Source organism: Desertimonas flava, assembly GCF_003426815.1.
In the GTDB taxonomy this organism is placed as follows: domain Bacteria; phylum Actinomycetota; class Acidimicrobiia; order Acidimicrobiales; family Ilumatobacteraceae; genus Desertimonas; species Desertimonas flava.
On sequence record NZ_QKYK01000007.1, the window covers coordinates 97,661 to 119,929 of the forward strand.

At 70.1% G+C, this 22,269-nt stretch carries 20 protein-coding genes; 8 read left to right on the forward strand and 12 right to left on the reverse strand.

The features are described from left to right. Window positions 1-70: 70 nt before the first annotated feature. The 4 genes from DN771_RS10650 (at window position 71) to DN771_RS10665 (ending at window position 3,826) form a co-directional block, all read left to right on the forward strand. Complete coding sequence (locus DN771_RS10650; protein ID WP_116997482.1) at window positions 71-1,015, forward strand: ATP-binding cassette domain-containing protein; 945 nt, start codon at window positions 71-73, stop codon at window positions 1,013-1,015. After that, window positions 1,012-1,866, forward strand: a complete 855-nt coding sequence (locus DN771_RS10655; RefSeq protein ID WP_116997351.1) for an ABC transporter permease — start codon at window positions 1,012-1,014, stop codon at window positions 1,864-1,866. The genes DN771_RS10650 and DN771_RS10655 overlap by 4 nt, the downstream gene beginning before the upstream one ends. A 77-nt stretch (window positions 1,867-1,943) precedes the next feature. Then, on the forward strand, window positions 1,944-3,155 hold the full coding sequence (locus DN771_RS10660; protein WP_116997352.1) for a sensor histidine kinase: 1,212 nt from the start codon (window positions 1,944-1,946) through the stop codon (window positions 3,153-3,155). Continuing rightward, a complete protein-coding gene (locus DN771_RS10665) occupies window positions 3,152-3,826 on the forward strand; it encodes a response regulator (RefSeq protein ID WP_116997353.1) in 675 nt (224 codons plus the stop codon). The genes DN771_RS10660 and DN771_RS10665 overlap by 4 nt, the downstream gene beginning before the upstream one ends. A 76-nt stretch (window positions 3,827-3,902) precedes the next feature. On the opposite strand, the gene DN771_RS29455 is transcribed toward DN771_RS10665, so the two are convergent. The 3 genes from DN771_RS29455 to DN771_RS10675 form a co-directional block, all read right to left on the reverse strand. Then, window positions 3,903-4,064: a hypothetical protein gene (locus DN771_RS29455; protein WP_162941797.1), complete on the reverse strand. Its 162-nt coding sequence runs from the start codon at window positions 4,062-4,064 to the stop codon at window positions 3,903-3,905. Between the two features lie 247 nt (window positions 4,065-4,311). Next, window positions 4,312-4,653 carry a hypothetical protein gene (locus DN771_RS10670; RefSeq protein WP_162941798.1) on the reverse strand — a complete coding sequence of 114 codons (342 nt, stop codon included), beginning with the start codon at window positions 4,651-4,653 and terminating at the stop codon, window positions 4,312-4,314. Between the two features lie 66 nt (window positions 4,654-4,719). Next, entirely contained in the window at window positions 4,720-5,958 is a 1,239-nt protein-coding gene (locus DN771_RS10675; protein ID WP_205528531.1) for a Fic family protein, read from the reverse strand. Window positions 5,959-6,137: 179 nt separating this feature from the next. On the opposite strand from DN771_RS10675, the gene DN771_RS10680 reads away from it, so the two are divergent. Together DN771_RS10680 and DN771_RS10685 are read left to right on the forward strand one after the other, a co-directional pair. After that, window positions 6,138-6,401: a type II toxin-antitoxin system Phd/YefM family antitoxin gene (locus DN771_RS10680; protein WP_116997356.1), complete on the forward strand. Its 264-nt coding sequence runs from the start codon at window positions 6,138-6,140 to the stop codon at window positions 6,399-6,401. Window positions 6,402-6,404: 3 nt separating this feature from the next. Further along, complete coding sequence (locus DN771_RS10685; protein WP_116997357.1) at window positions 6,405-6,797, forward strand: type II toxin-antitoxin system VapC family toxin; 393 nt, start codon at window positions 6,405-6,407, stop codon at window positions 6,795-6,797. A gap of 52 nt (window positions 6,798-6,849) precedes the next feature. On the opposite strand, the gene DN771_RS10690 is transcribed toward DN771_RS10685, so the two are convergent. The 3 genes from DN771_RS10690 to DN771_RS10700 form a co-directional block, all read right to left on the reverse strand. Then, a complete protein-coding gene (locus DN771_RS10690) occupies window positions 6,850-7,380 on the reverse strand; it encodes a hypothetical protein (protein ID WP_116997358.1) in 531 nt (176 codons plus the stop codon). A gap of 475 nt (window positions 7,381-7,855) precedes the next feature. Continuing rightward, window positions 7,856-9,238, reverse strand: a complete 1,383-nt coding sequence (locus tag DN771_RS10695; protein WP_116997359.1) for a hypothetical protein — start codon at window positions 9,236-9,238, stop codon at window positions 7,856-7,858. After that, window positions 9,231-10,298, reverse strand: coding sequence for an SEC-C metal-binding domain-containing protein (locus tag DN771_RS10700; RefSeq protein WP_116997360.1), 1,068 nt, complete (start codon window positions 10,296-10,298; stop codon window positions 9,231-9,233). The genes DN771_RS10695 and DN771_RS10700 overlap by 8 nt, the downstream gene beginning before the upstream one ends. A gap of 137 nt (window positions 10,299-10,435) precedes the next feature. Here DN771_RS10700 and DN771_RS10705 point away from each other — a divergent pair, with 137 nt between their 5' ends. Next, on the forward strand, window positions 10,436-12,220 hold the full coding sequence (locus DN771_RS10705; protein ID WP_116997361.1) for an SWIM zinc finger family protein: 1,785 nt from the start codon (window positions 10,436-10,438) through the stop codon (window positions 12,218-12,220). Window positions 12,221-12,277: 57 nt separating this feature from the next. Beyond that, entirely contained in the window at window positions 12,278-14,128 is a 1,851-nt protein-coding gene (locus tag DN771_RS10710) for a hypothetical protein (protein ID WP_116997362.1), read from the forward strand. 50 nt (window positions 14,129-14,178) lie between these two features. Here the strand turns inward: DN771_RS10710 and DN771_RS10715 are convergent, their stop codons facing one another. The 6 genes from DN771_RS10715 to DN771_RS10740 all read right to left on the reverse strand — a co-directional run bounded on the left by DN771_RS10715 (window position 14,179) and on the right by DN771_RS10740 (window position 22,231). Continuing rightward, window positions 14,179-16,887, reverse strand: coding sequence for an AAA family ATPase (locus DN771_RS10715; protein ID WP_227462314.1), 2,709 nt, complete (start codon window positions 16,885-16,887; stop codon window positions 14,179-14,181). Further along, entirely contained in the window at window positions 16,887-17,609 is a 723-nt protein-coding gene (locus DN771_RS10720) for an IclR family transcriptional regulator (RefSeq protein WP_116997364.1), read from the reverse strand. Before DN771_RS10720 ends, DN771_RS10715 begins: the two co-directional genes overlap by 1 nt. Window positions 17,610-17,612: 3 nt before the next feature. Continuing rightward, a complete protein-coding gene (locus DN771_RS10725) occupies window positions 17,613-19,016 on the reverse strand; it encodes an amidohydrolase family protein (protein ID WP_116997365.1) in 1,404 nt (467 codons plus the stop codon). After that, complete coding sequence (locus DN771_RS10730; RefSeq protein ID WP_116997366.1) at window positions 19,013-20,338, reverse strand: amidohydrolase family protein; 1,326 nt, start codon at window positions 20,336-20,338, stop codon at window positions 19,013-19,015. Before DN771_RS10730 ends, DN771_RS10725 begins: the two co-directional genes overlap by 4 nt. A 94-nt stretch (window positions 20,339-20,432) precedes the next feature. After that, window positions 20,433-21,413: an ABC transporter substrate-binding protein gene (locus tag DN771_RS10735; RefSeq protein WP_116997367.1), complete on the reverse strand. Its 981-nt coding sequence runs from the start codon at window positions 21,411-21,413 to the stop codon at window positions 20,433-20,435. Between the two features lie 158 nt (window positions 21,414-21,571). Further along, a complete protein-coding gene (locus DN771_RS10740) occupies window positions 21,572-22,231 on the reverse strand; it encodes a cysteine hydrolase family protein (protein WP_116997368.1) in 660 nt (219 codons plus the stop codon). Window positions 22,232-22,269: the final 38 nt, after the last annotated feature.

Here is a 22,269-nt window from a genome sequence, read left to right on the forward strand (position 1 = left end):
ACGACGACGGGCGCAGACGTGATGCCGATGATGGGACGTGCACCGCAACCCCCTGCAAGGAGCACGAACGATGATCGAAGTCACCAACCTGACGAAGCACTACGGCAGACACGCCGCGGTCGACGACCTGAGCTTCACCGTCAAGCCCGGTGTGGTCACCGGCTTCCTCGGACCCAACGGCGCGGGGAAGTCGACGACGATGCGCATGATCCTCGGGCTCGACCGGCCCACCGTGGGTCGTGCGCTGGTGAACGGCAGACCGTTCGAGGAGCACCGAGCGCCGCTGCGCGAGATCGGGGCGCTGCTCGACGCCAAGGGCATCCACCCGGGCCGCCCTGCCCACGCTCATCTCTCGGCGCTCGCCGCCACCACGGGCATCTCGACGCGCCGCGTCGCCGAGGTCCTCGACATCGTGGGTCTGAGCGAGGTGGCCGATCGCCGCAGCGGCGACTTCTCGCTCGGCATGGCGCAACGCCTCGGCATCGCGTCGGCCCTCCTCGGCGATCCGCACACGGTGATGCTGGACGAGCCGGTCAACGGTCTCGATCCGGAGGGGATCTTGTGGATCCGCAACCTGCTCAAGTCGCTGGCCGCCGAGGGACGCACGGTCTTCGTGTCCTCGCACCTGATGAGCGAGATGGCGCTCACGGCCGAGCACTTCATCATCGTCGGCCAGGGGCGCTTGATCGCCGACATGTCGGGTTCCCAGCTCACGGCGATGACCGAGCCGGCCAGCGTCCGTGTCCGTTCGCCGCACGCCAGTCAACTCCGTGATCTGCTCGCCGGTGACGCGATCGACATCGTGACCCGCGGCCACGATGTGTTCGACGTCGTCGGTCTGGATGCCGACGAGATCGGTGCCCGAGCGTGGTCGGCGAGCTTGCGGCTCCAGGAGCTGACCCCCGCATCAGCCTCGTTGGAGGACATCTTCATCGATCTCACCAAGGACGCCGTGGAGTACCACGGCGTCACCGAGTCCAGGAAGAACACGCACGACATGGAGATCTCGCGATGAGCACCACCACCACCACCACCGCCACCGCGACAACCTCCGCGTCACGTGCCGGATCGCCGCCTGCCCACGACGAGTCGACCCACGACGTCACCCTGGCCCGGGTCATCCGCTCGGAGTGGATCAAGCTGCGATCGGTGCGCTCGACGATCGTCACGCTGGGCCTCACCGCCGCCGCCGTGATCGCCACCGGTGTGCTGGTGTCGATGCTCAGCGACGGCGCCCCCGTTGCTGCCGAGGGCGAGGGGATCTACGACCCCGCAGGCAACAGCCTGTTCGGGGCGACGCTCGCCCAGCTCGTGCTCGGCGTCGTGGGCGCCCTGGTCATCACCTCGGAGTACTCGACGGGTCTGATCCGCACGACGCTCACCGCAGTGCCCCGGCGGTTGCCGGTGTTGTGGGCCAAGGGGATCGTCGTCGCCGCGGCGGCGTTCGCCACGATGGTGGCGTCGCTGCTGGTGGCCTTCTTCGTCGGGCAGGCCGTCTATGGCGGTGGCGGACCGTCGGCGTCGCTGTCGGACCCCGGTGTGCTCCGAGCGCTGCTTGCGGCGGCGTTGTTCCCGACCGCGATCGCCGTGATGGGTGTCGGCTTCGGCGCGTTGATGCGGCACACCGCCACAGCGATCGGGCTCCTCGTCGCGATCCTGTTCGTCGTCCCGGTGCTGTTCGAGACGCTGGGCGGCGTGTGGGGCCGTGCCACCGAGTACCTACCGGGCGAAGCGGGACAGACGATGATCGCTGTCGTCAGGGAGTCGGGCGAGATGTCACCGGCCGTTGCTCTGCTCGTGCTCATCGGCTGGATCGGGGTCCTGTTCGCCGCCGGCACGATCGCCCTCAAGCGCCGTGACGCCTGAGCATCGCCGACCTGCGATGTGGCTCCGACCGGCTCGCGCCGGTCGGAGCCACATCGCGCCACGGCACGCTCGTCCAGGTGTCTGCCTTGTCTAACGTCTCGGCCATCGATCGCTCGTGGCCAGCACTGCGCAATGTCGTCGTCGATCTGGCGATCGCCGCGACCGTCTGCGCCGGAGCCCTGCTCTTCGAAGTGTTCGACGCGGGCGACGTCGGCGCCAGCCTCGATGCCGTCGACGTCGCGGCGTGTGTCGGCGCCGCGGCGCTGATCCTGCTACGCCGGCGTGCCCCCCTGCCGGTGTTGGTGGTCGCGGTGATCGCCGCCGTGTGGTCGCTGATCCCTGGCGACGACCAAGGAGTGCTTCCGGTGGCCGCGATGGTCGCGCTCTACACCGTGGCGTCGACGTCGGGCCGCAGGACCGCCTGGATGGCCGGCGCGGCGACGGCAGCTGCGCTGTACGTCACGGCGGCGATCACGTCGGCGGGCCCGTGGTACGACGGCGAGAACTTCGAGCTCGTCGCCTGGGCCGGCCTTGCCACCGCAGCAGGCGACGCCGTGCGCAGCAGGCGGGCCTACAACCTGGCACGGCAGGAGCGAGCGACGGCCCTCGAGGAGCGCGCCGAACGAGCAGAACATGCCCTCGAGGAGGAGGGCAGGCGGCGAGCGATGGAGGAGCGCATGCGCATCGCTCGCGAGCTGCACGACGTGGTCGCCCACCACCTGGCGGTGATCAACGTCCAGGCCGGCGTGGCCGCACACCTGCTCCGGGACGATCCGACCGGTGCGGACGAAGCGCTCACGCACGTCCGTCGTGGGGCCGCGAGCGTGCTCGACGAGCTGAGCGGCATCCTCAGCGTGATCCGCCAGTCCGACGAGGAGACCTCCACGACGGACCCGCTCCCCACCCTCGTCGACCTGGAACGCCTCGTCGCCGACTTCGCCATCGTCGGCCTCGACATCGAATGGCACACCGCCGGCGCGCCCCGACCGGTGGCGCCGGCGATCGGCCTCGCCGCCTACCGGATCATCCAGGAATCTCTGACCAACGCCCATCGCCACGGTTCCGATCAAACAGCCACCCTGCGACTCACCTACGAGCGCGATGCCCTGCGCATCGAGGTCCTCAACGACGTCGATGCCGAGCGCCCTGCTGACGCGCGACGAGGACACGGCACCGTCGGCATGCGAGAGCGGGTCGCCGCCGCAGGTGGCACGATCGAGATCGGACCGACCGCCGGCGGCCAGTTCCGCGTCCATGCCACCCTCCCCACCGAACGGGCCGAACCATGACGATCCGTGTGCTGCTCGCCGACGACCAAGCGCTCATCCGGGCGGGCTTCAAGGCCCTGATCGACTCCGCCCCCGATCTCACCGTCGTCGCAGAGGCGGCGACCGGCGCCGAGGCGGTGACGCTCGCCCGCACGAGCCGAGCCGACATCGTGCTGATGGACATTCGTATGCCCGACATGGACGGCATCGAGGCGACGCGGGCGATCACGACAGACGACGACATGGCCGGCGTCCGTGTCGTCATCCTCACCACCTTCGAGATCGACGACCTCGTGATCCGCGCCGTCCAGGCCGGAGCCAGTGGTTTCCTCGGCAAAGGCGTCGAACCCGCTGAACTTCTCGACGCGATCCGCATCGTCGCCTCCGGTGAGGCGCTGCTCTCACCGCGAGCGACGAGCGGTCTGCTGGCCCAGCTCCGCCACCACGAGCGGCCCCTCCCGACCACCGAATCCGAGCGGTTCGACGCCCTCACCGCACGCGAACGCGAGCTGACGACGCTCGTTGCCACCGGACTCAGCAACGACGACATCGCCGAACGTCTCTACCTGTCGCCGCTCACCGTCAAGACCCATATCAACCGCGCCATGATGAAGCTCGGGGTGCGCGACCGCGCCCAACTCGTCGTCGCCGCCTACGAAGGCGGGCTCATCCAGCCCGGCAGAACCATCTGACCCATCCGCTGACCGCGTCGGAAGGCTTCTTCGTGTCACCGAACGTCCGCCCAGCGCGGACATTCGGTGACAGTCGCTACGTCCAGAGGTCGGCGATAGGCAGCGCCACCAGGCGATCACCAAGCGGGAACCGGTGCCGGCCGGTGTGGAACACGATGCCGCCGACGAAGTCGTTGCCGACCCGATCGAGCCGGTCGCGCAGGATCATCATTCCCTTCGCGTCGGCCGGGCGGGCCACGCTCGCGGAGATGGTGGAGACGGACCGACGTCTCGTACTCCGCATTTTGTCGACGGTCTATTCCGCAAATTGTCGACACGATGGTCGGCGATTCGAGCCTCCCGTCGACGTTGAGGTGGGCGACGAGACTCGATCCGGTCGCCGGACCGCACGGCGGCGTCGATTGGCTGTCATCACACTGATCGACGGATAGTGGTCTTGCTCGATGCTGCGGCTCGAGAAAGGCCGTCGAGCGGCGAGTGCCGAGTCAGCCGGGTGCGTCGCCGATCTCGTCGGGTTCTACGTCGGCAGGCGTCCTGCTGCTGGCCACAATCCAGGCGTAGCGGTCGCCGTCCATGTAGGCGCCGATCGCCAGGTCGTCCGGATCGGCCGGCCACTTCTCCGGCGGGAGCTGCGCATCAGCTGGGCGCCCTCGAACTCCCACAGCCCGAGCCGACCAACGGCGTGGCGGAGCGACCGGCACCCGCGACACCATCATGAGCGGCCTCGACGTAGAAGCGTCGAAGGAACCGACGGCTTGGCTTGCCGCGACCGAGGCGGGTAACCGACGCAGAGCGTGCACGACGGCCGAGCCGACGACGTCGACCATCTCGCCTTCGCGGCGATCGCGACCGACTGGGACCGATGTGCCCATTCGGCGAGCGGCTGTGTCGGGTCACGATCTGTTGGCGTTCGGCCGACGCGGGACGCGCCGAATCGGTGGCGCGACGGCTGTGTCTCCGGATGGACCGGCCAGGGTCCGCTCGAGCCCGGTGAACAGATCGACAACCGCGGTCGCCTCGAACACCCGGTACCGCTGGCGTCCGACGTTGCGCTGCACCAAGATGCCGGCCTCCGCGAGGCGGCCGACCGCCTGGCCCGTGCGCATCGTCGATCGCCCGATCAACCGCGCTGCGCTCTCGACCGTGACCACAGGGGCACCAGGCAGAGCACGCAGGAGTAGGTCCGCCGCCGAGTTGGCGCGCACCCGACCGAGCTGCTCCCGCCATCGAACCTCCAGTGCGTCGATCCAAGCTGCGTAGCGCTCGGCATCGATGCACGATCGATGAACCGCGGCAGCGAAGGTGCGCAGCCACGTCGCGGCCGCCACCGAGCGCGCCGAACGCTTTGGCGGGCCGACGAATCGATACGCCGTGAGGCCGGCGACGTAGTCACTCGCCCACGTCGCCAGGACGAGACTGATCGGCGGAACGAACTGCTCGACGACCCCGCGGCGGCGCAGCACGATGTGGATCAACGCTCGGCCGGTTCGTCCGTTCCCATCGGCAAACGGGTGGATCGTCTCGAACTGGGCATGAGCCACCGCCGCCTGAACCAGGGGCGGGTGATGCTCAGCGTTGACGTAGGCGAGGAGGTCGTCGAGCAACGCGCCGACGGCTTCGGGCGGCGGAGGAACGAACGACGCCACGCACGGGTTGTAGTTGCTGCCGCCGATCCAGTTCTGCACGTCGCGCACCGCACCGCCGGTCGCCGGGGCGGTCGCGCTCAGCAGCAATCTGTGGACCTCCAGGAGGTCTTCGAGCGTGATCGTCTCCGCCGAGGAGCCCACGTGGACGGCCGCCTCCATCGCCGCGACGTTGGCGAGCACCTCGAACGCAAGCCGGTCGGCAGCGTCACCGCCTTGGGCGAGCACCACTTCGGCATCGAGCAGGCGGCGCGGTCCGGCGTCGAGCCCTTCGATCTTCGACGACGCCACGGACTCGGCACGCAACAGGAAGCGGGCCAGACCCTCCAGACTCACGTGGCGCGTGCCGGTGTCGTTGAGCCGGCGGACCGCCGCTTCGGCATCGCTCAGGTCCGCCACCAGATCGGCGGGCAGTCCGAGTTCCCACCCGTCGAGTGGATCGGGAACGTACGCGTCATAACTGCAGCCCTGCCGATCGCGGCGGCTCATGCCTTCGAACGCCGCCGTCCATCGCCTCCTGACCAACCGTCCCAACCGTCACCTCCGACGCGACACTAGTAACGCTTATATCATAAGCGTTACTTAGAGCCTCGGTGATCGAACAGTTGCGTCGACCCAACGATCCGCCCGGGATTTCGATAATCTACGAGAGTGCTACACTGTAGAACATGACGCGGGTCGGGATCCGAGAGCTGAAGCAGAACGCATCGGCGGTGATCGCCGAGGTAGCCAACGGCGAAGTCGTCACCGTCACCGATCGCGGTCGGCCGGTCGCCCAGATCACCCCGCTGCCGAGTTCGCCGTTGCAGCGGTTGATCGATGCCGGCCGGGCGCGTCCGGCCCGGCGTGATCCACGGCAGCTCCCGGCACCGCTCCCCGGCGGCGACGTCTCGAGCGCACTCGCCGAGATGCGCGACGCCGAGCGCTACTGACCTGTGGCCCATTACGTCGACACGTCGGCATTGGTGAAGCTCGTTGTCGAGGAGGCCGACTCGCACGCACTTCGCTCATGGCTCCAGACCGAGCAACCACAACTGGTGTCGAGCGACCTGGCGCGGACCGAGCTGCTTCGTGCCGTGCGCCGCGCCGCGCCAGACCGCGTGGTGGCTGCTCGCACGGTCCTCGACGGCGTGACCCTTCTGACCGTCGCCACCTCGACGTTCGAGGCCGCCGCGCGGCTCGATCCATCGCTCCTCCGCACTCTGGACGCACTTCACATCGCCTCGGCCCTCGAACTCGGCGACGACCTGCACGGCCTCGTCACCTACGACGATCGCCTGGCCGCCGCGGCCGAAGACAACGGGATCGTCGTCGTAGCTCCCCGCTGACGGGCGACGCTGCGGCTCGATGGGGGTGAGCCGCCGGGCTGCATGCGCCGAGTCAGCCGGGCGTGCAGTCGTCGGACTCGTCGACGGGCAGGTCGTCAGGAACGGTGCTGCACGCCTGGATCCAGGCGAAGCGGTCGCCGTCCATGTAGGCGCCGATCGCCAGGTCGTTCGGATCGGCCGGCCACTTCTCGGGCGGGAAGCTGCGCATCAGCTGGGCGCCCTCGAACTCCCAGAGCCCGAGCCGATCCACGGCGTGGCGGAGCGACCGGTGCAGTCGGTAGCGCCCGCCGAAGTCCGGGGTGGCCGCCTTGTCGCGCTCCCACTGCTCGTCGCTGCCGGGCCAGTACTCGTAGGTGTGTCCAGCCTGGTCGATGTTGATGTAGCGCCGCGTGTCGTAATGCTTGTAGAGCCGCAGGACGATGCCCTTGCGACGGTTCTCGAGCGTGGCCATGCACATGAACTCGCCCGGATGGAACGGCGGCAGGTCGGGCGAGGCCCGCACCACCCTGGACACCGCGCCCAGCGGGCGCCAGTCGGGCTCGAGCTCGGTGAAGACGGTCTTGAACGAACGGAACGAGGACATCGGATTCTCCCGGTGCGTGATGCATCACTGGGAGCCGCTTGCTCCGAACCTGTCGGCGTCGCTCCAACGGCGCCGAACCCGGTGAGCCGGAATCGCCCCGACCGCACCGACGACGTTACCGGCGCCCGGACATCTCCCACGCCGCGCACGCGACTCGCGACGTTCCCCGGCACCGACGGCGCCCCGTTCCGCTGGGCGAGCGCATCGAGGTGAGCCGAAGTGCCGACCCAGCGCGCCTCCCCACAGGCCCATCCCGCACGCACTTCCATCGTTCAGAACCCACGGAAGCGGCAGGAGGACCCGACTTGGGCACCAATGCGACAGGACGCGCCTCGAACGCAACCTTCGATCCACCTGCCTCTCGCGGCGGCGAGTGGCCCTCACGCGTGGCGCGCCGGAGGCGTCGGCGGACTCGTCGTTCGATGGCGACAACCGGGCTCGGCGCGCCGGTGGCTCTTCCCAGTCGGAATGCGGGCTACGGATGTGTGCGGGGGCCGGTGGCGACGCTGTGGACGATGCTGGTGACGAGTTGGGTACCGAGGCTGGTGAGGACGTAGGTGCGATCGCGCCAGTCGCCATGCTCGGTGAGCATGCCGAGGACGAGGAGGAGGCGGCGGGTCTCGCTGAAGCCGAAGGAGACATCGTGGTCGCTCGGAGGGCGCCCGTCGGTGCGCCAGCCGAGCTCTCCGGCGACCTGGCTGATCGTGTCGACGAGTGGTCGGGATGCGATGGTCCCTCGGCTGGCGACGAAGAGCGTCGCGGCGGTCTCCGCGATGAATCGTTCCCAGCCAGTACCGCCGAGTCGGGCGACGACGGCCTGCCAGGCAGCCAACGGATCGGCGAGCGCGCGGTCGCCCAGTTTGGTTCGGCGCAGGACGCGCTTCGTGATCCGCACGAGACCGGCGTGCTGAGCGAATGTGCGCAGTGAATGCAGGATGAAGTCGTCGGACTCGCTGCGCGGCGGCTTGTCGAGCGGCAAGAGCTCGTCGGTCCACGGACGTTGCTTCCAGACCTCGACGACGAACGGTCGGTTCAGATAGCCGGCCTGGGTCATCGCCTGCCCGGTGTCGCCGACGCGTTCGAGCAGCCACAGCAATGGATGCAACGCTGCGGCGATCGCGTCTGCAGAGGGTGGGTCGGGGGTGGCCAGCGACTGTTTGAGGGCCTGGTCGACGACCGGCACGAACGTCGGTGAGCGTCTGGCGAACAGGTCACGCCAGCTCTCTGCCCGTTCGGTGTGCACCGCAGTGCGCAACGATTGGCCCGGGAGCGTCGGATGGTCGGCGTCGAGGACACCGGCCACAACCGCCGCTTGGGTGTCGCGCCACGCTCGCGCCCCGACGCGGAGGCGTCCGTCGTCGATGGCGGCTTCGAGAGCTCGCTCCGCGTCGGAGCGAACGGCGGCTTCTTCGCTCCCCATCACCGAGCTCCAGGCGAACCCGTCGATGTCCGGCGGGTCGATACCCGACGCCGACAGCGCCTTCCGCATCGCCGAGTAGCCGGCACTGTTGGATCGGTCGAACGCCGCATGCACCCGGGCCGTGGTGTCGGAGCGGCAGATCGCGGCGTAGCGGCCGAGGCCGAGCTCGTCGAACAGCTCACCGGCGATGCCGGCGAGACGCTGCTTGTAGTCGGCCTCGTCGGTCATGTACTTCGTCGGCAGCCGGTACCACAGCCAATCCTGCACACCCGCCTGCGAGAGGACGCCGGGGCCTTCGCCCCACGTCAACGTGTCGTAGATGTGCCGGGCATCGCGACCGCGCTCTGCGTCACGGGCAGTCATCCGGTCGAAGGCTCGCTCGACGTCGGCCGGCGACAACCCGTGCTCGGCGGCGCCGTGCGACTGGGGCTCATTCATCGCCGCTCTCCTCGATGAGCTCCGGCGGCGTGGGGCCGCAGCAGTGCTTGTACTTTCGCCCCGATCGGCACCAACAACGATCGTTGCGTCCCGGCGGCCATGGCACCGCCCTGCCCGTGCGGGCGACCTCCGCAGCCAGCCGCGAACGGGCCTCGGACGAGCCAGGATCGTGCCCTTCCGCGGCAGCATCGGCAACGAGCTCGTCGACGGTGATCGGACTGACATGCAACGAGATCCCGCCCGCCAACTTGTGGAACGCCTTCAGCTTCGATTCGAGCTTGCGGCTGTAGTCCTCGTACTCCGGCGGCAGTCCGTCGAGCAGATGCGGCCACCGCTGCATCGCGACCGGCCACTCCTCGGGCGGGAACCACGCGAACCCGAGCGCCGCCGCCCGCGACGGCTCACGAACCGGGTCCACCCGCGGCCGCAGCGGTGTCGGCGCCGGCGCGCCTGAGGCCGGCACGGGCCAGCGGCGCGGTGGTCGTGTCCACTCGTCGATGAACGTGCCGATCCGTTCCAGCAACGCGACGTCGGGTGCCGTGCCGGTCTCGTTCCACGCCTCGACCGCCAGATCGCGGAGCTGGCCGATGACCTGATCGGGGTCACCGGTCTCGAACGCCTTGTCGATTCCCGCCAGCGCCCACCGCAACGACTCGGCCGGATCCACCGACCGATACACCCAGGCCGCCGAGTTGTACAGCCACACGTCATCGGGCGCCCGGTCACGCAATGTTGCGAACAGCGTCGCGCCTTCCTCCAACCGGCCCTGCTCGACATAGATCTCCGCGATGTCGGCCTCAGGATCCGGCGTCGACGCGTAACCCGCCGCGATCGCTTCGCGTTTAGCGTCGATCGCTTCGTCGAACTGGCCGAGTGCACGACGGTGTCGGTGGATCTCGTCCCACACCCCCGCCACATCGACGAACCCGCCGTCGGTCGCGGCTGGACGCGCGAGGACCTCGGTCCAGCCGGCGATGCGGCCGGCATGATCACCCCGATCGAGTTGCTCGACCCGGCCGATCAGGTCATCGATCTCATGGGTCCGGCCGGTGTCGCTCACCGCCCCAGCATCGCACCAACGGCCGTACCGGGCGCTCGATCGGCGCTGTCTGCCGCGACGACACCGACGGGCACAGGACGACGAGCGGCCGTCCCGCCGATCGTGCGGCGGACCGCCCCATCTACGGTGGGGAAGCGATGACCACTGGACGGCGGCCGGCGAGCACACCAGCACCGACGCTGCGGGCGTTGCTCGACATGCGGACCGTGAAGGCGTTGGCGGGCACGCGCACGTTCGATCGGGGCTCGGCCTACGGACGCGACGGCCGGGTCAGCGTGTCGCACGATTCGGTTGAGTGCGTCGAGGCCCAAGTCCGCGGGTCCAGCCGCTACGGCGTCGCCGTCTGGGTGGACGACGGTGAGCTGTACTGGCGGTGCACCTGCCCCGCGGCCGACGACGGCGCCTTCTGCAAGCACGCCGTGGCCGTGAGCGTCGGTGTGATCGACGGCAGGTGGGCCGACGAGAATCCCCCTGCTGACGGCCGACCGGCCAAGTTGGACCTCGGCACCTACGTCGCCGCGCTGCCGCACGAACGCCTCGTCGAGATCGTGATGGCGGCGGTGGCCGACGACCTCGCGCTGCAGGCACGTCTCACCACCGAGATGGTCCTGGCCTCCGGCGAGCCGATGGACGTGCGGGACTGGAAGCGCCGCTTCGACCGGGCGATCGACAACACCGACCGGAAGGGGTTCGTCGACTACCACCACGCGCACGCGTGGGCCGCCGGCGTGGGCGACGTGGTCGACGCCACGCGCAACCTCCTCGGCAAGGACGAGCGCAGCGGTCGCGACGTCGCCGACGTCGTGGAGCACGCCGTCGGGCGCCTCGTCGACGCCACACAGTTCGTCGACGACGACGGTGACATCGCCGGACTCCTCAGCGTGCTGACCGCACTCCATTTCGACGCTTGTGCGGTTGCCCGCTTCGACCCGATCGACCTCGCCCACCGCCTCGTCGATCTCGAGTCCCGCTACCCGGACTTCGCGCCGTTCTTCGGCGCGGCCCAGACCCACGGCCCGCTGCTCGGGCCGCAGGGGGTCGCCGAGATGCAGCGCTTGACGCGTGCCGCGTGGGAGTCGATGGCGCCTCCGGAGGGTGGCATTTCGTCGGAGTGGGACCACGTGCACCGCCGGATGATCGCCACGGCCCGCACGTCGGGCGACGCCGACGAAGTGATCGCCGTGCACAGTCGTGATCTGTCCAAGGCACGCGCGTACCCCGACATCATCGTGGCGCTGCGCGCGGCCGGACGCAACGACGAGGCGATCGACTGGGCCGAGCGCGCCCTCGCCGAGCCCGGCCGGTGGACCCCTCGCTCCGAGATCCGCGAACACCTCGCCGCGCTGCTCATCGAGCGGGGCGATGACGACCGCGCCCGCGAGCTGTTCTGGGACGTCTTCGCCGCCGATCAGACCGTCGAGGCCTACCGGCGCTGGCTGGAGGCAGCCGGGCCCGACCGACAGGCCGCCGCCGATCGGGCCCTCGAGTGGCTCCGGCCGGTGGCCGAAGCTGCGGCCACGGCCCCGACCGGCAACGTGCTCCTCGCCAACCTGGGCTCCAGCCCGAAGCCGGTGCACACGCTGATCGAGGCGTTGCTGACCGACGGTCGAATCGACGAGGCCTGGGAGACCGCCCGCCGGCTCGAATACGTCGGTCCGCTCATTCCGAAGCTGGCCGAAGCCCGGGAGGCGACGCATCCGCTCGACGCCGTCGGCGTGTACGAGTCGATGGTGATCCGACAGATCCATCTGAAGAACAACGAGGCCTACGCCGACGCCGTCGAGCTGATGGGCCGCATCCGCCACCTTTGCGAGCGGGCCGGCGCATCAGACCGCTTCCACGCGCTCCTGTCCCAGGTCCGCACCGACCACAAGATCAAGCGCAACCTGATGAAGCTCCTCGCCAGCCAGGACTGGGACTGACGGCCGCCGCCGGCCTGCACCAGAGACCCCGCCGGGCGCTGATGGCAGACTCGCACGGTGCAGTTGCGATTCGACGCCACGACCGGCGATGACGACGAAGCCTTCGACACCGTCCGGGCGGCGCTGCTCGAGGAGTTCGAGCAGTGGCTCGTCGATGGCGACGAGGGCGACGAGGACGACGCCGAGGGCATAGCCGGCGACGCCGGCGTCCTGCTCGACTGGCGCTACCGCTACTCCACCGGGGAACTGGATCGCTACGCGGACGGCGACATCGCCGAGTTCCTCCTCGAGTGGTGCCCCCGCAAGGTCAGCGCACCGCCCGAGTTCGGCCGTGACATGGCCATCGCCATCAGCCTGTTCGTGCAGTTCCTCGCCGGCACCGATCGCCTGGACGGTGGCGCCGAGCGTGCGACGAGGCTCGGCACGCTCGCCGTCGACCTCGCGCCTCAGGCCGAACGGGCGATGGGTGATTCCAGCAAGTTCGGCATCGGCAAGTCGGTCATGGGAGCGTTCGGCGACCTGCCCGACACCGACGATCTCGACGAGTTGCAGGCCGTGCTGAACCAGCGCATGGAGGCGTTCAACGCCTTGCCGCTCGCTGAGCGCCGGGCGCTCACCGACCACGCGATGCCCACCGAGCCGATGACCGACGTCCCTGCGGTGTACGTGCCTCTGCCGCGTGAGACGCTCGTCGACGCCGCCGCGGCCAGCAGCCTCGTCCGCCAGGTCGACATCGTCCACGGGTTCGTCGGTACCGGTGGTCGAGCGGTCGACGAGCACCTCCGCCTCGCCTCGGCAGACGAACACGAGCTCGCCGCACTCATCGACCCAAGTGCGGCGGACCCCGACGGGCTCTTCGACCAGGTCCGCTTCGTCGTCGACGTGGCCGTCATCGCCGAAGCGATATTCGAGGAGAACGGCCGTCTGATCGCCGCCGAGGACTGGACGGACCTGGACGCCCTCGAACGCGCGGAGGGAGTGGCCGACGCCCTGCTCGACGAGGGCATCCTCGCCGTCCGCTCCGGCGTCGACGACGAGGACGACGACGAGACCGACATGGTCACCGACGCCGCCACGGTGGCCCTGCTCGTCAAGCTGTTCGTCGACGGCAACGGGTCGATCGCCGAGCTGACCGACGACCTGTCCGGCGCACTCGACATGGCGCTGGACGGCGGAAGCGGTCGAGGTGGCGCCGACTTCGCCACCGTCTTCCACGTGCTCCACCAGCTCGGCATCATCGCCACAGACGCCGATCAGGAGGACGGCGACATCGTCGCGCTGACCCCGCTCGGTCGTCACGTCGTCAGCCACATCGCTCCCGCCTACGGGTTCCGCATCCCCATCGCCCCGGATCTCGCCGATGCAGCCATCGAGGACCTCTTCGAGCTCCTCCTCGACCCCGCCGTGCACGGCCACGACGCCCTCGCCGCGTGGCAACCCACCCTCGACGACGATGACCGCGCCCGCCTCATCGCCGAGGCCATGGCCGCCACCGATCGCGGGGCCTACCGCATGGTCGGCATCGGTCTGCTCAACGACATGGACCCGGCGGTGGCCGAACCGCACGTCCGGTCGCTCCTCGGCACTCCGGCCACGGCCGGGCACGGCGCCCTGTGGCTGATCTCGCACGAGCTAGAGACACCCGACGCGCTCGAGCATTTCGTCGGCATCGGTGTGCTCGTCGACACCCTGGCGGCCACGCTCGCCGTCCCCGAGGTCACCGTCGACATGTTCGCCCAGCTCGACGACCCCCAAGAGACGCTCGACGAGCTGTGGCGTTACGACGCACCCGAGACGGCCGCGGTGCTGGAAGTACTCGGCGATCACCTCGAGGACCGCCGCCTGGCCAAAGCAGCCCGCAAGACCTTGTTCCGCCATCGCAGCTGGATGGCGAACAAGACGAACTGACAGCCGTCTTGCGCGGCATCAGCCAGCACCGGGCTGATCGCCAGCCGGTGCTACTCGCCCAGACGGGCGAGTGCGCCGGCGAGCTCCACTCGGGAGCGGATGGCCAGCTTGCGATAGCAGCGCGACAGGTTGGACTCGACGGTGCGGAGGCTGACGAACATCGCCGCGGCGATCTCGGCGTTGGTCTCACCCGTCGCCGCCCGCTGCGCGATCTGACGCTCGGTCGGCGTCAGCGTGCCTGCCTGCTTCGGACGTCCACCGATGCGTGCAGCCTCGGCCGCGCAGCGCTCGACCCACGGCACGGCGCCCATCCCGACGAAGAGCGCCATGGCCTCGTCGAGGTGGCGCCGGGCCTCGGTGCGCCGCAGCGCCCGGCGCGCCGCACGCCCGGCGGCGAGCAAGGTGCGAGCGAGCTCGTAGCGATCGCCGTCACGGTCCTGGATCTTGGCCGCGTCGGCGAACAGCCGGCGTGCCCGCTCGTCGTCACCCGAGGCGGAGGCGACGACGGCGCACGCCGCGTTGGCATCGGACCGAGCGCTGTCCAGCTCGGTCCGTTCGGCCAGGGCGTTCATCTCCTCGGCAACGTGTCGAGCCTCGTCGAGGCGACCGGCCGCGACGAGCGCCTCCACGTAGTCGCGCCGATACGGCACGAGCCGGGGAGCTCGCACCCCGAACTCGGCGGCGAGCTGGTGGGCGAGCTCCAACTGGTCGACCGCATCGTCGTCACCGATGACGAAGGCGGCCATCGCCCGCCGAGCCTGCACCGTGAAGACGTTCGTCCGACCACGGGTCGTCTCGGCCACCGCGATGTCGTCGAAGACCCGGCGGGCGGCCGCGGTCCGTCCCGTCGACGCCATGAGGAAGCCGAGGGTGGCCCGCTCGGCGGCATCGCTGGCACCGTTGAAGGAGAAGCGCAGGGAACGCTCGGCTTGAGCCCACTCGCCGCGCGGGACGAGCACCTCGCCGAGGAGGTAGCGCGCCGTCACCTCGCGAGCCCAATGGCCCCGAGCGATCGCCGTCGCGCACATCCGCTCCGCCCACTCGACGCCGCGCGGGTCGCCCGCGAACCACAACAGCTGCACGAGCTCGTCCACCTCGTAGCGGAGGTGGCTCGCCTCGTCCCAGCCGGCGGCGTCGTCGACGATGGCGTCGACGTCGACCGGCTCGCCGAGCAACACGCGAGACGTCGCCAGCGTCACGGTCGCCGCAGCGAGCGCGTCACGGTCCTCACGGCGCGCGGCGTCCTCCACGGCCCGTGCGGCCGCTTGCAGCCCGCGCCGCAGATCGTCCAGCCGTTCGAGCCGGACGAGCTGGGCCAACGCCCACGGCCGCCACTGCGCGGACGTCATCGACTCGATGGCCTGGACCAGATGGCGGCGGGCAGCCTCGAGTCCTTCGGTGTACACCAGCGGCAGTACGCGCATGATCGCGACGTGCTCGGAATCGGCAGCTCCGGCCGGCACGTCGATCTCGCCGAGGGTCGAGAGCAGCTCGCGGTGCTGCAGGGCGACGTGCTGCGCCTTGGCCAGCGCCAGCAACCGCCGGTGTCGGTCGGCGTCCCGGCCGGCCGGGGTGGCATCCACGCTCGCTCGGTAGAGGCGGGCGGCGGCCGCCGGCGCACCCCGCCGATCGGCCAGCTCTCCGGCCGTCTCGAGCGCGGCGGCGGTGTCGTCACTCGGCGGTGGAACCGCCGCGGCCAGATGTGCCCCACGACTCTCGACGTCGCCCACCAGCTCGGCGAGCCGGGCATGAGCGCGCCGGCGCTCGACCGTGGTCAGCGGTGCCAGCGCCGCGGCAGCGAACGTCGGGTGCAGGAAGCGGACCGTCGTCGCGTCGGACCCGGGGATCAGCTCGACGAGACCATCCGCCTCGGCGGGTGCGATCGCGGCAATGGCGTCGGTGCCGAGTGCGGCGCTGATGACGTCGGTCGACGCCACAGCGAGCAGGGCGGCGTAGCCGAGTGCCGCCCGGCAGTCCGGCGGGAGGGAACGCATCCGGGGGCCGAGCGTCTCGACGATCGACCGCGGCACGAGCGCCCGGTCGAGGGTCTCACCTGCTGCCAGCTGGCGGGCGATCTCGAGCGCCAGCATCGGATTGCCCGCCGACCGCTCGTGGATGGCATGGACCGTCGAGCGGGCGACGTCGCGCCCGACGATCGGCCGGATCAGCTCGGCCACGACCTCGACGGGGAGTCCGGCAAGGTCGATCCGATCGCGCTGGTCATCGGGGACGGCGACGAGGTCCACGGATGAGCGCTCCTCCGAACGGCGCGCCACGATCATGACGACCGGGTGGTCGGCGATCGATCGGGTGAAGAATGTGACGGCTCCGGCCGTGGCCGAGTCGAACCACTGCTCGTCGTCGAGCACGATGGCGAGTGGACCGGCCCGCGTCGCGGTCACGAGCAGATCCCGCAGCGCCACGGCGACGCCGTGGGCGCTCACGATCGTCGCTGCGTCCGGGGCGATGATCGAGCGGATGTGGGCGCTCGGTCCCCCCGGAAGGGCGGCGATCATCGCCGGATCGACCGTGTCGAGGAGGGCGGCGACGCCGACCCACGACAGGGCCTGTTCGGGCCGCGTCGCCGCGTACGACCACACCGTGAACCCGTCGTCGCGGATCCGGTCGGCGATGCCGGCGAGGAGGGTCGACTTGCCGGAGCCCGCCTCGCCCGTGACCTGGAGCAGGCGGCCGGTGCCGCCCCGCACCGCGTCGGCGACGGCGACGCCCCTCGCCAGCTCGCTCTCCCGCCCCAACATCACCGGCGTGAGCGTACGCCAGCCCCTCCGAGCGCGGCCGAGAGCTCGACGGCGGCCTCGCGAAGCGATCGGGCGAGCGGGGAGTCGACCGCATCGGGAAGCGTCGCCGTCGTCCCGATCAGCGTGAGCGCCGCCGCTATCCCGTCGGCGTCGAACACCGGCGTCGCCACGGCCCGCAGGCCGACGTACTCGGCCGAGCTCACGACCACGACGTGGTCGACCGGCGGTCGGGCGAACAACTGACTCTCGGCCGATCGTGGGCCGAGCCGCGCGCCCACCTCGACGATCACCCGCAACGTTCGGTCGTGGCTGTCGTCAGTTGCCACGACGATTGCCGCGTCGACGTCCCACACGGACAACATCACCGTCTCGCGGGTCGCGCGCACCAGCCGGCGCATGAACGGGGCGGCGACGGCCGTCAGCTGATTGCCGGCCACCACGGCGGCGGAGAGTGTGAGCACGCGAGGGCCGAGCGTGTAACTCCTCGTCGGCCGGTCGAACCGCACGAAGCCGAGCTTCTGCAGGGTCAACGCATAGCGCTGCACCGAGGCCCGGCCGACGTCGAGGTGCTGAGCGATCTGGGCCAGCGTCACCCGCGGCGATCCGAGCGTGAACACCTCGAGGAACTGCGCGGCCCGGGCCACCGCCTTGATCGTCGTGGCCGCATCGCCCACATCCTCGTGCCCCACCGTGACCAGGTCATGGTCCTCGGCCTCGATCATGAGCTAGGTCAGCTTCCAGCGTGGCGGCTTCTGCAGCCCGGTGCGCCGGACGATCAACTCGGCCCGCTCCTGCGCGAGCGCGAACAGGCGCTCCTCGTCGACCGTCGTCATGCGGTAGTCCTCGACCACCACGCGACCGTCGACGAACACCGTGTGCACGCCGCGGCCGTCGGCCGACCAGACGAGTTGGTTGGCCACGTCCAACAGCGGCACCCACTCGGGCCGTTGACGGTCATGGAGCACGAGGTCGGCGCGCTTGCCCACCTCGAGCGAGCCGATCTCGCCGTCGGCACACAGCCCGCGGGCGCCGCCGATCGTCGCCATGGCGAAGGCCTGTTCGGCCGGGAAGAACGCCGGATCGTTGCGGGCGTCCTTGAAGAGACCGGCGACGAGGTACGTGGCCCGCATCATGTCCATCGAGTTGCCGGCGTTCGAGCCGTCGGTGCCGATGCACAGGTTGACGCCGGCGTCGACCATCTCGGGCATCCTGCCGATCTGCGTCACGCCGTAGGCCACCTTGAGCGCGGTGGTCGGGCAGTGCGCCACGTTGCACCGGTGCCGTCCGAGCAGGGCGACCTCGTGGTCGTCGACGTGCACGCAGTGGACCAGCATCGTGTCGTCGGCGAGCACGCCGAGGCGGTCGAGGTGGACGATCGGCCGCTCGCCGTGCACGGCGAGGAAACCGGCCGGGTCGCTGGCCGCCGGCGACATGTGGAAGTTGAACCCGGTGCCGTGCGCCGTCGCCAGCTCGCGCGCGGCGCGCCACAAGGGGTCGCTGGACGTGGTGTGTCCGACGAGCATCGACCACGCCTTGATGCGGCCCCCGGCGACGTCGCCGTGGCGGGCCACCGTGTCCTCGATGCCGGCGATCGCCTCGTCGGTCGTCATGCGGTACTTGGGCGGCAGGTCGGGCAGGTCCCACGCGCGCCGTCCGATGCGGGCCCGGATGCCCACCTCGACGAGGGCGTCGACGACGGCATCGACGTGCCAGATCGTGCCCGCCTCGAGGAACGTCGTCGTGCCCGTGCGCAGCATCTCGACGGCTGCCAGCTTGGCCGAGACGTGCTCGTCGGTCTCGTCGTGCAGCTCGTACAGCGGGCGCAGCCAGGTGACGATCTGCTCGTCAAAGGGGCAGTCGTCGGGTACGAAGCCGCGCGTGAGGGTCTCGCCGGTGATGTGGATGTGGGCGTTCACCAGTCCGGGCGTCACGACGAACCGCCGACCGTCGATGACGCGCGCCGCGTCGACCGTCGCGGCGACGTCGTCGGACTGACCGACGGCGACGATGTCGCGACCACGGATCGCCACGGCCCCTCTGCGGAAGACCTCGCGCTCGGCGTTCATCGTCACGATGACCGCGTCGCGGATCAAGGTGTCGACTGGGATCCGGCCAGACTCGTCGCTCATCGGACCCGCAATCTCTCGGCCGCTGCGATCGCCCGATCGATGACCGCGGGGACCTCGACGGTCACGCACTCGCCGTCGTCCACGACGACCTGGCCGCCGATGACCACGGTGCGCACGTCGGACGCGACGACCGACCACACCAGCGTCCAGATCACGTCGTGGACCGGCTGGAGGTGCGGTGCGTCGAGGCTCACGATCGTCACGTCGGCGCGAGCGCCCTCGACGAGGGCGCCGGTGTCGGCGGCGCCGAACGCCCGGGCGCCACCCCACGTGGCGAGCTCGAGCGCGGTGCGGGACTCGATGAAGGGCGCGTCGCCACCGTTGGCGCGGGCGAGGATCAGCGCCGTGCGCATCATCTCGAACGGGTCAGCCCGTCCCGAGCAGTTGGGGCCGTCGGTGCCGAGACACAGCGAGACACCGGCGTCGAGCATCGATCGCATCGGGGCGATGCCGTCGCCGAGATAGCCGTTGGCGACGGGATTGTGCGACAGCCACACACCGTGCTCGGCGAGCACCGGCAGGTCGCCGGGCTCGAACCAGACGCCGTGGGCCAGCACCGAGCGGTCGTCGAGCAGCTCGGCGGTCAGCAGGTAGTGGGCGAGGCTGCTGCTGCCGGCATCGGCGGCCAACTGGCGCCACGCCGTCGTCTCGGCGAAGTGGTAGGTCGTGCGCACCCCGCGGTCGTCGGCCCAGGCGCGCAGATCGCGGCACCGCTCGGGGCTCTCGCGGCGGCCGGGCGACGCCAGGGCCAGCCACGGCTCGACGACGGATCCGTCGCTCCCGCGGGTGGCGTCGACGAGCTCATCGAGACGGGCCACGGCCTCGTCGGACGAGACAGCCCCGTCGCCGAGGTCGGACGCGGTCGCCGCCACCCCGACCCGCAATCCGACCGAGTCGGCCGCGGCGGCGACGGCGAGGGCGTTGCCCCGGTGGGCCTGGGCGTAGTGGTGGTCGACGCATGCCGTGAAGCCCGCCCGCACCATCTCGGTGTAGGCCAGCTGGGCCGAGCAGAACGCCACGTCGGGATCGACGCGCTCGGACACGGCGAACACATGGGGCAACCACCGGTCGAGTGGCAGCTCAGGCTCCAGGCCGCGATCGAGGGCGAACGCGCCGTGGGTGTGGCCGTTGACGAAGCCGGGCACGGCCACGGCACGGCGGCCGTCGATGCGCCGCCGAGCCTCGACGTCGGCCAGGTCGGCGCCGCCGACGGAGATGATGCGGCCACCGTCGATCGCGATGGTCACGTCGTGACGCACCTCGAACGGCGGAGGACCGACCACCGCGTGGTCCAGTCCGGCGACCAGCAGATCCACCGTCACGGCTGGGCCTCGTCACCGAGGACCGCGGCCGGAGAGGACGACGACCCGGCGTCCGGTCGAGCGGTGCGCTCGCCCGGACGCCAAGTTCGCCGGCTCACTTCTGAGCGAACTCGGGAACGAACTCGCTGATGTCCGGGGCCTCCCGGAGCAGGCCTTCCTCGACGAGCATCTCACCCATGCTTCCGAGCAACTCGACATCGACGTCGGCGGTGTACGGGTTCTGCGGCAGCGAGGCGAGCACCGCGGGGTCCTGGTTGCAGTTGGCCGCGGCCAGCTCGAACGCCGCCTCCGAGAACTCCTCGGACTGGATCTGCTCCATCGACTCGGCGAGCGAGGCGTGGAACGCCTCGGCCAGGTCGGCGTTCTCCTCGAACCACTTCTGGGTCGTCACGTAGCCGGCGAAGAGCACGCGCCCCGGACCGTCCTGGTACGGGTCGCCAAGACTGCGCAGCACGTCGGCGCTCTCGCCGAGGTTCTGGATCGGCACCTGGGCGGCGTCGATCTGGCCGTCGGCGACGGCGGCGGCGAGCTGCGGCAGCGGCAGCGCCACGAAGTTGACGTCCTTGGGATCGACCCCCATCGCACGCAGCCACTGACTGGTGACGATCTGGTTGATGCCGCCCAGCTCGTTGACGCCGATGCGCTTGTCGACGAGGTCCTCGGCGCTCTGGATCTCGGAGTCTTCCGTCACCCAGACGCCCTGCACCTGCGGCTGGCCGGGAGGCGCGCTCTCGTAGGCCGCCGACACGAACTTCAACGGGAAGCCCTGCGACAGCGAGATCAACGACGTGAACCCGTTGGTGAACGCGAAGTCGGTGGCCTCCGACATGACCGCGGCGACCGCCGCAGCGCCGCCCTGCGACGGCACCAGCTCGACCTCGAGACCGTGGTCGGCGAAGATGCCGTTCTCCTGGCCCCACCAGAGGTAGACCTCGTTGCAGAACCCGATCGACGTCACCCGGACCGGCGACAGTTCGTCGGAGGCGGGCTGGGTCGCCCCCACGATGCCCGGAACGGCCACCGTCGCGGCCATCACGGCGGCGGCCAGACCGGCCACTCGCTTGCTCGTCTTCATGACTGTGTTTCCCCTTTCGGAAGGACTGAAGTGTTCACGCTGACCTCCCGATGTCCCGCGATCGGAGATCCGGTCCCGGTAACCGAGCAGCGCCCCCAAGTGAACTTCTCGGTTGTATCAACGTTGTGTCGTCACCGTCAACAGAATGTTTCGTATTGCTATGCGATGTCTTGCGATGCGAGACACGCGTGCCACCGTGCCGTGAGCTCGTCGGCGGTGGTCACGACGCCGTGGAAGCGATCGGTCGTCGCCAACACCGCCTCGTGGGCGGCGACATCGGTGTCGGCGACGCAATCGCCAGGCACCACCACGTCGAGATCGCGGGCATATGCGTCGCGGATCGTCGAGTCGATGCAGAAGCTCGTCGTCGTCCCCGTGACCACCAGCACCTGCACGCCCCGCATGCGCAGCTCGCCGGGGAACCGCGTCTCGAAGAAGGCGCTCGCCCGGTGTTTCACCACCACCTCCTCGGGCGCCCGCACCTCGGCCGCCACCTCGTCGAGCAGGTCGGCGTCCCACGTCCCCTCGTGACACAGGTCGAGACGGACACCCCGGCGCTCCAGGTGCGAGGGCAGGCGACGGCGAGCGCGCCCGGCGTCGTCGGGAAAGTGCACCTGCCGGGTGAACCACACCGGCACGCCCAACTCACGGGCGTCGCGCACCAGCTGGATGGTCCGCGGCACGATCGCCGCCGGCATGACCACGGAGTCGGGCCCGAACGCCCGGCCCCGAGAACCTTCGGGGTGACAGAACCCGTTCTGGAGGTCGACGACCACCAGGCCGCACTCGCGAGGGTCGAGATCAACATCGAGGGGCATGAAGTGCTCCTTGGGACGGTGGCCGACGTGCGCGGCCG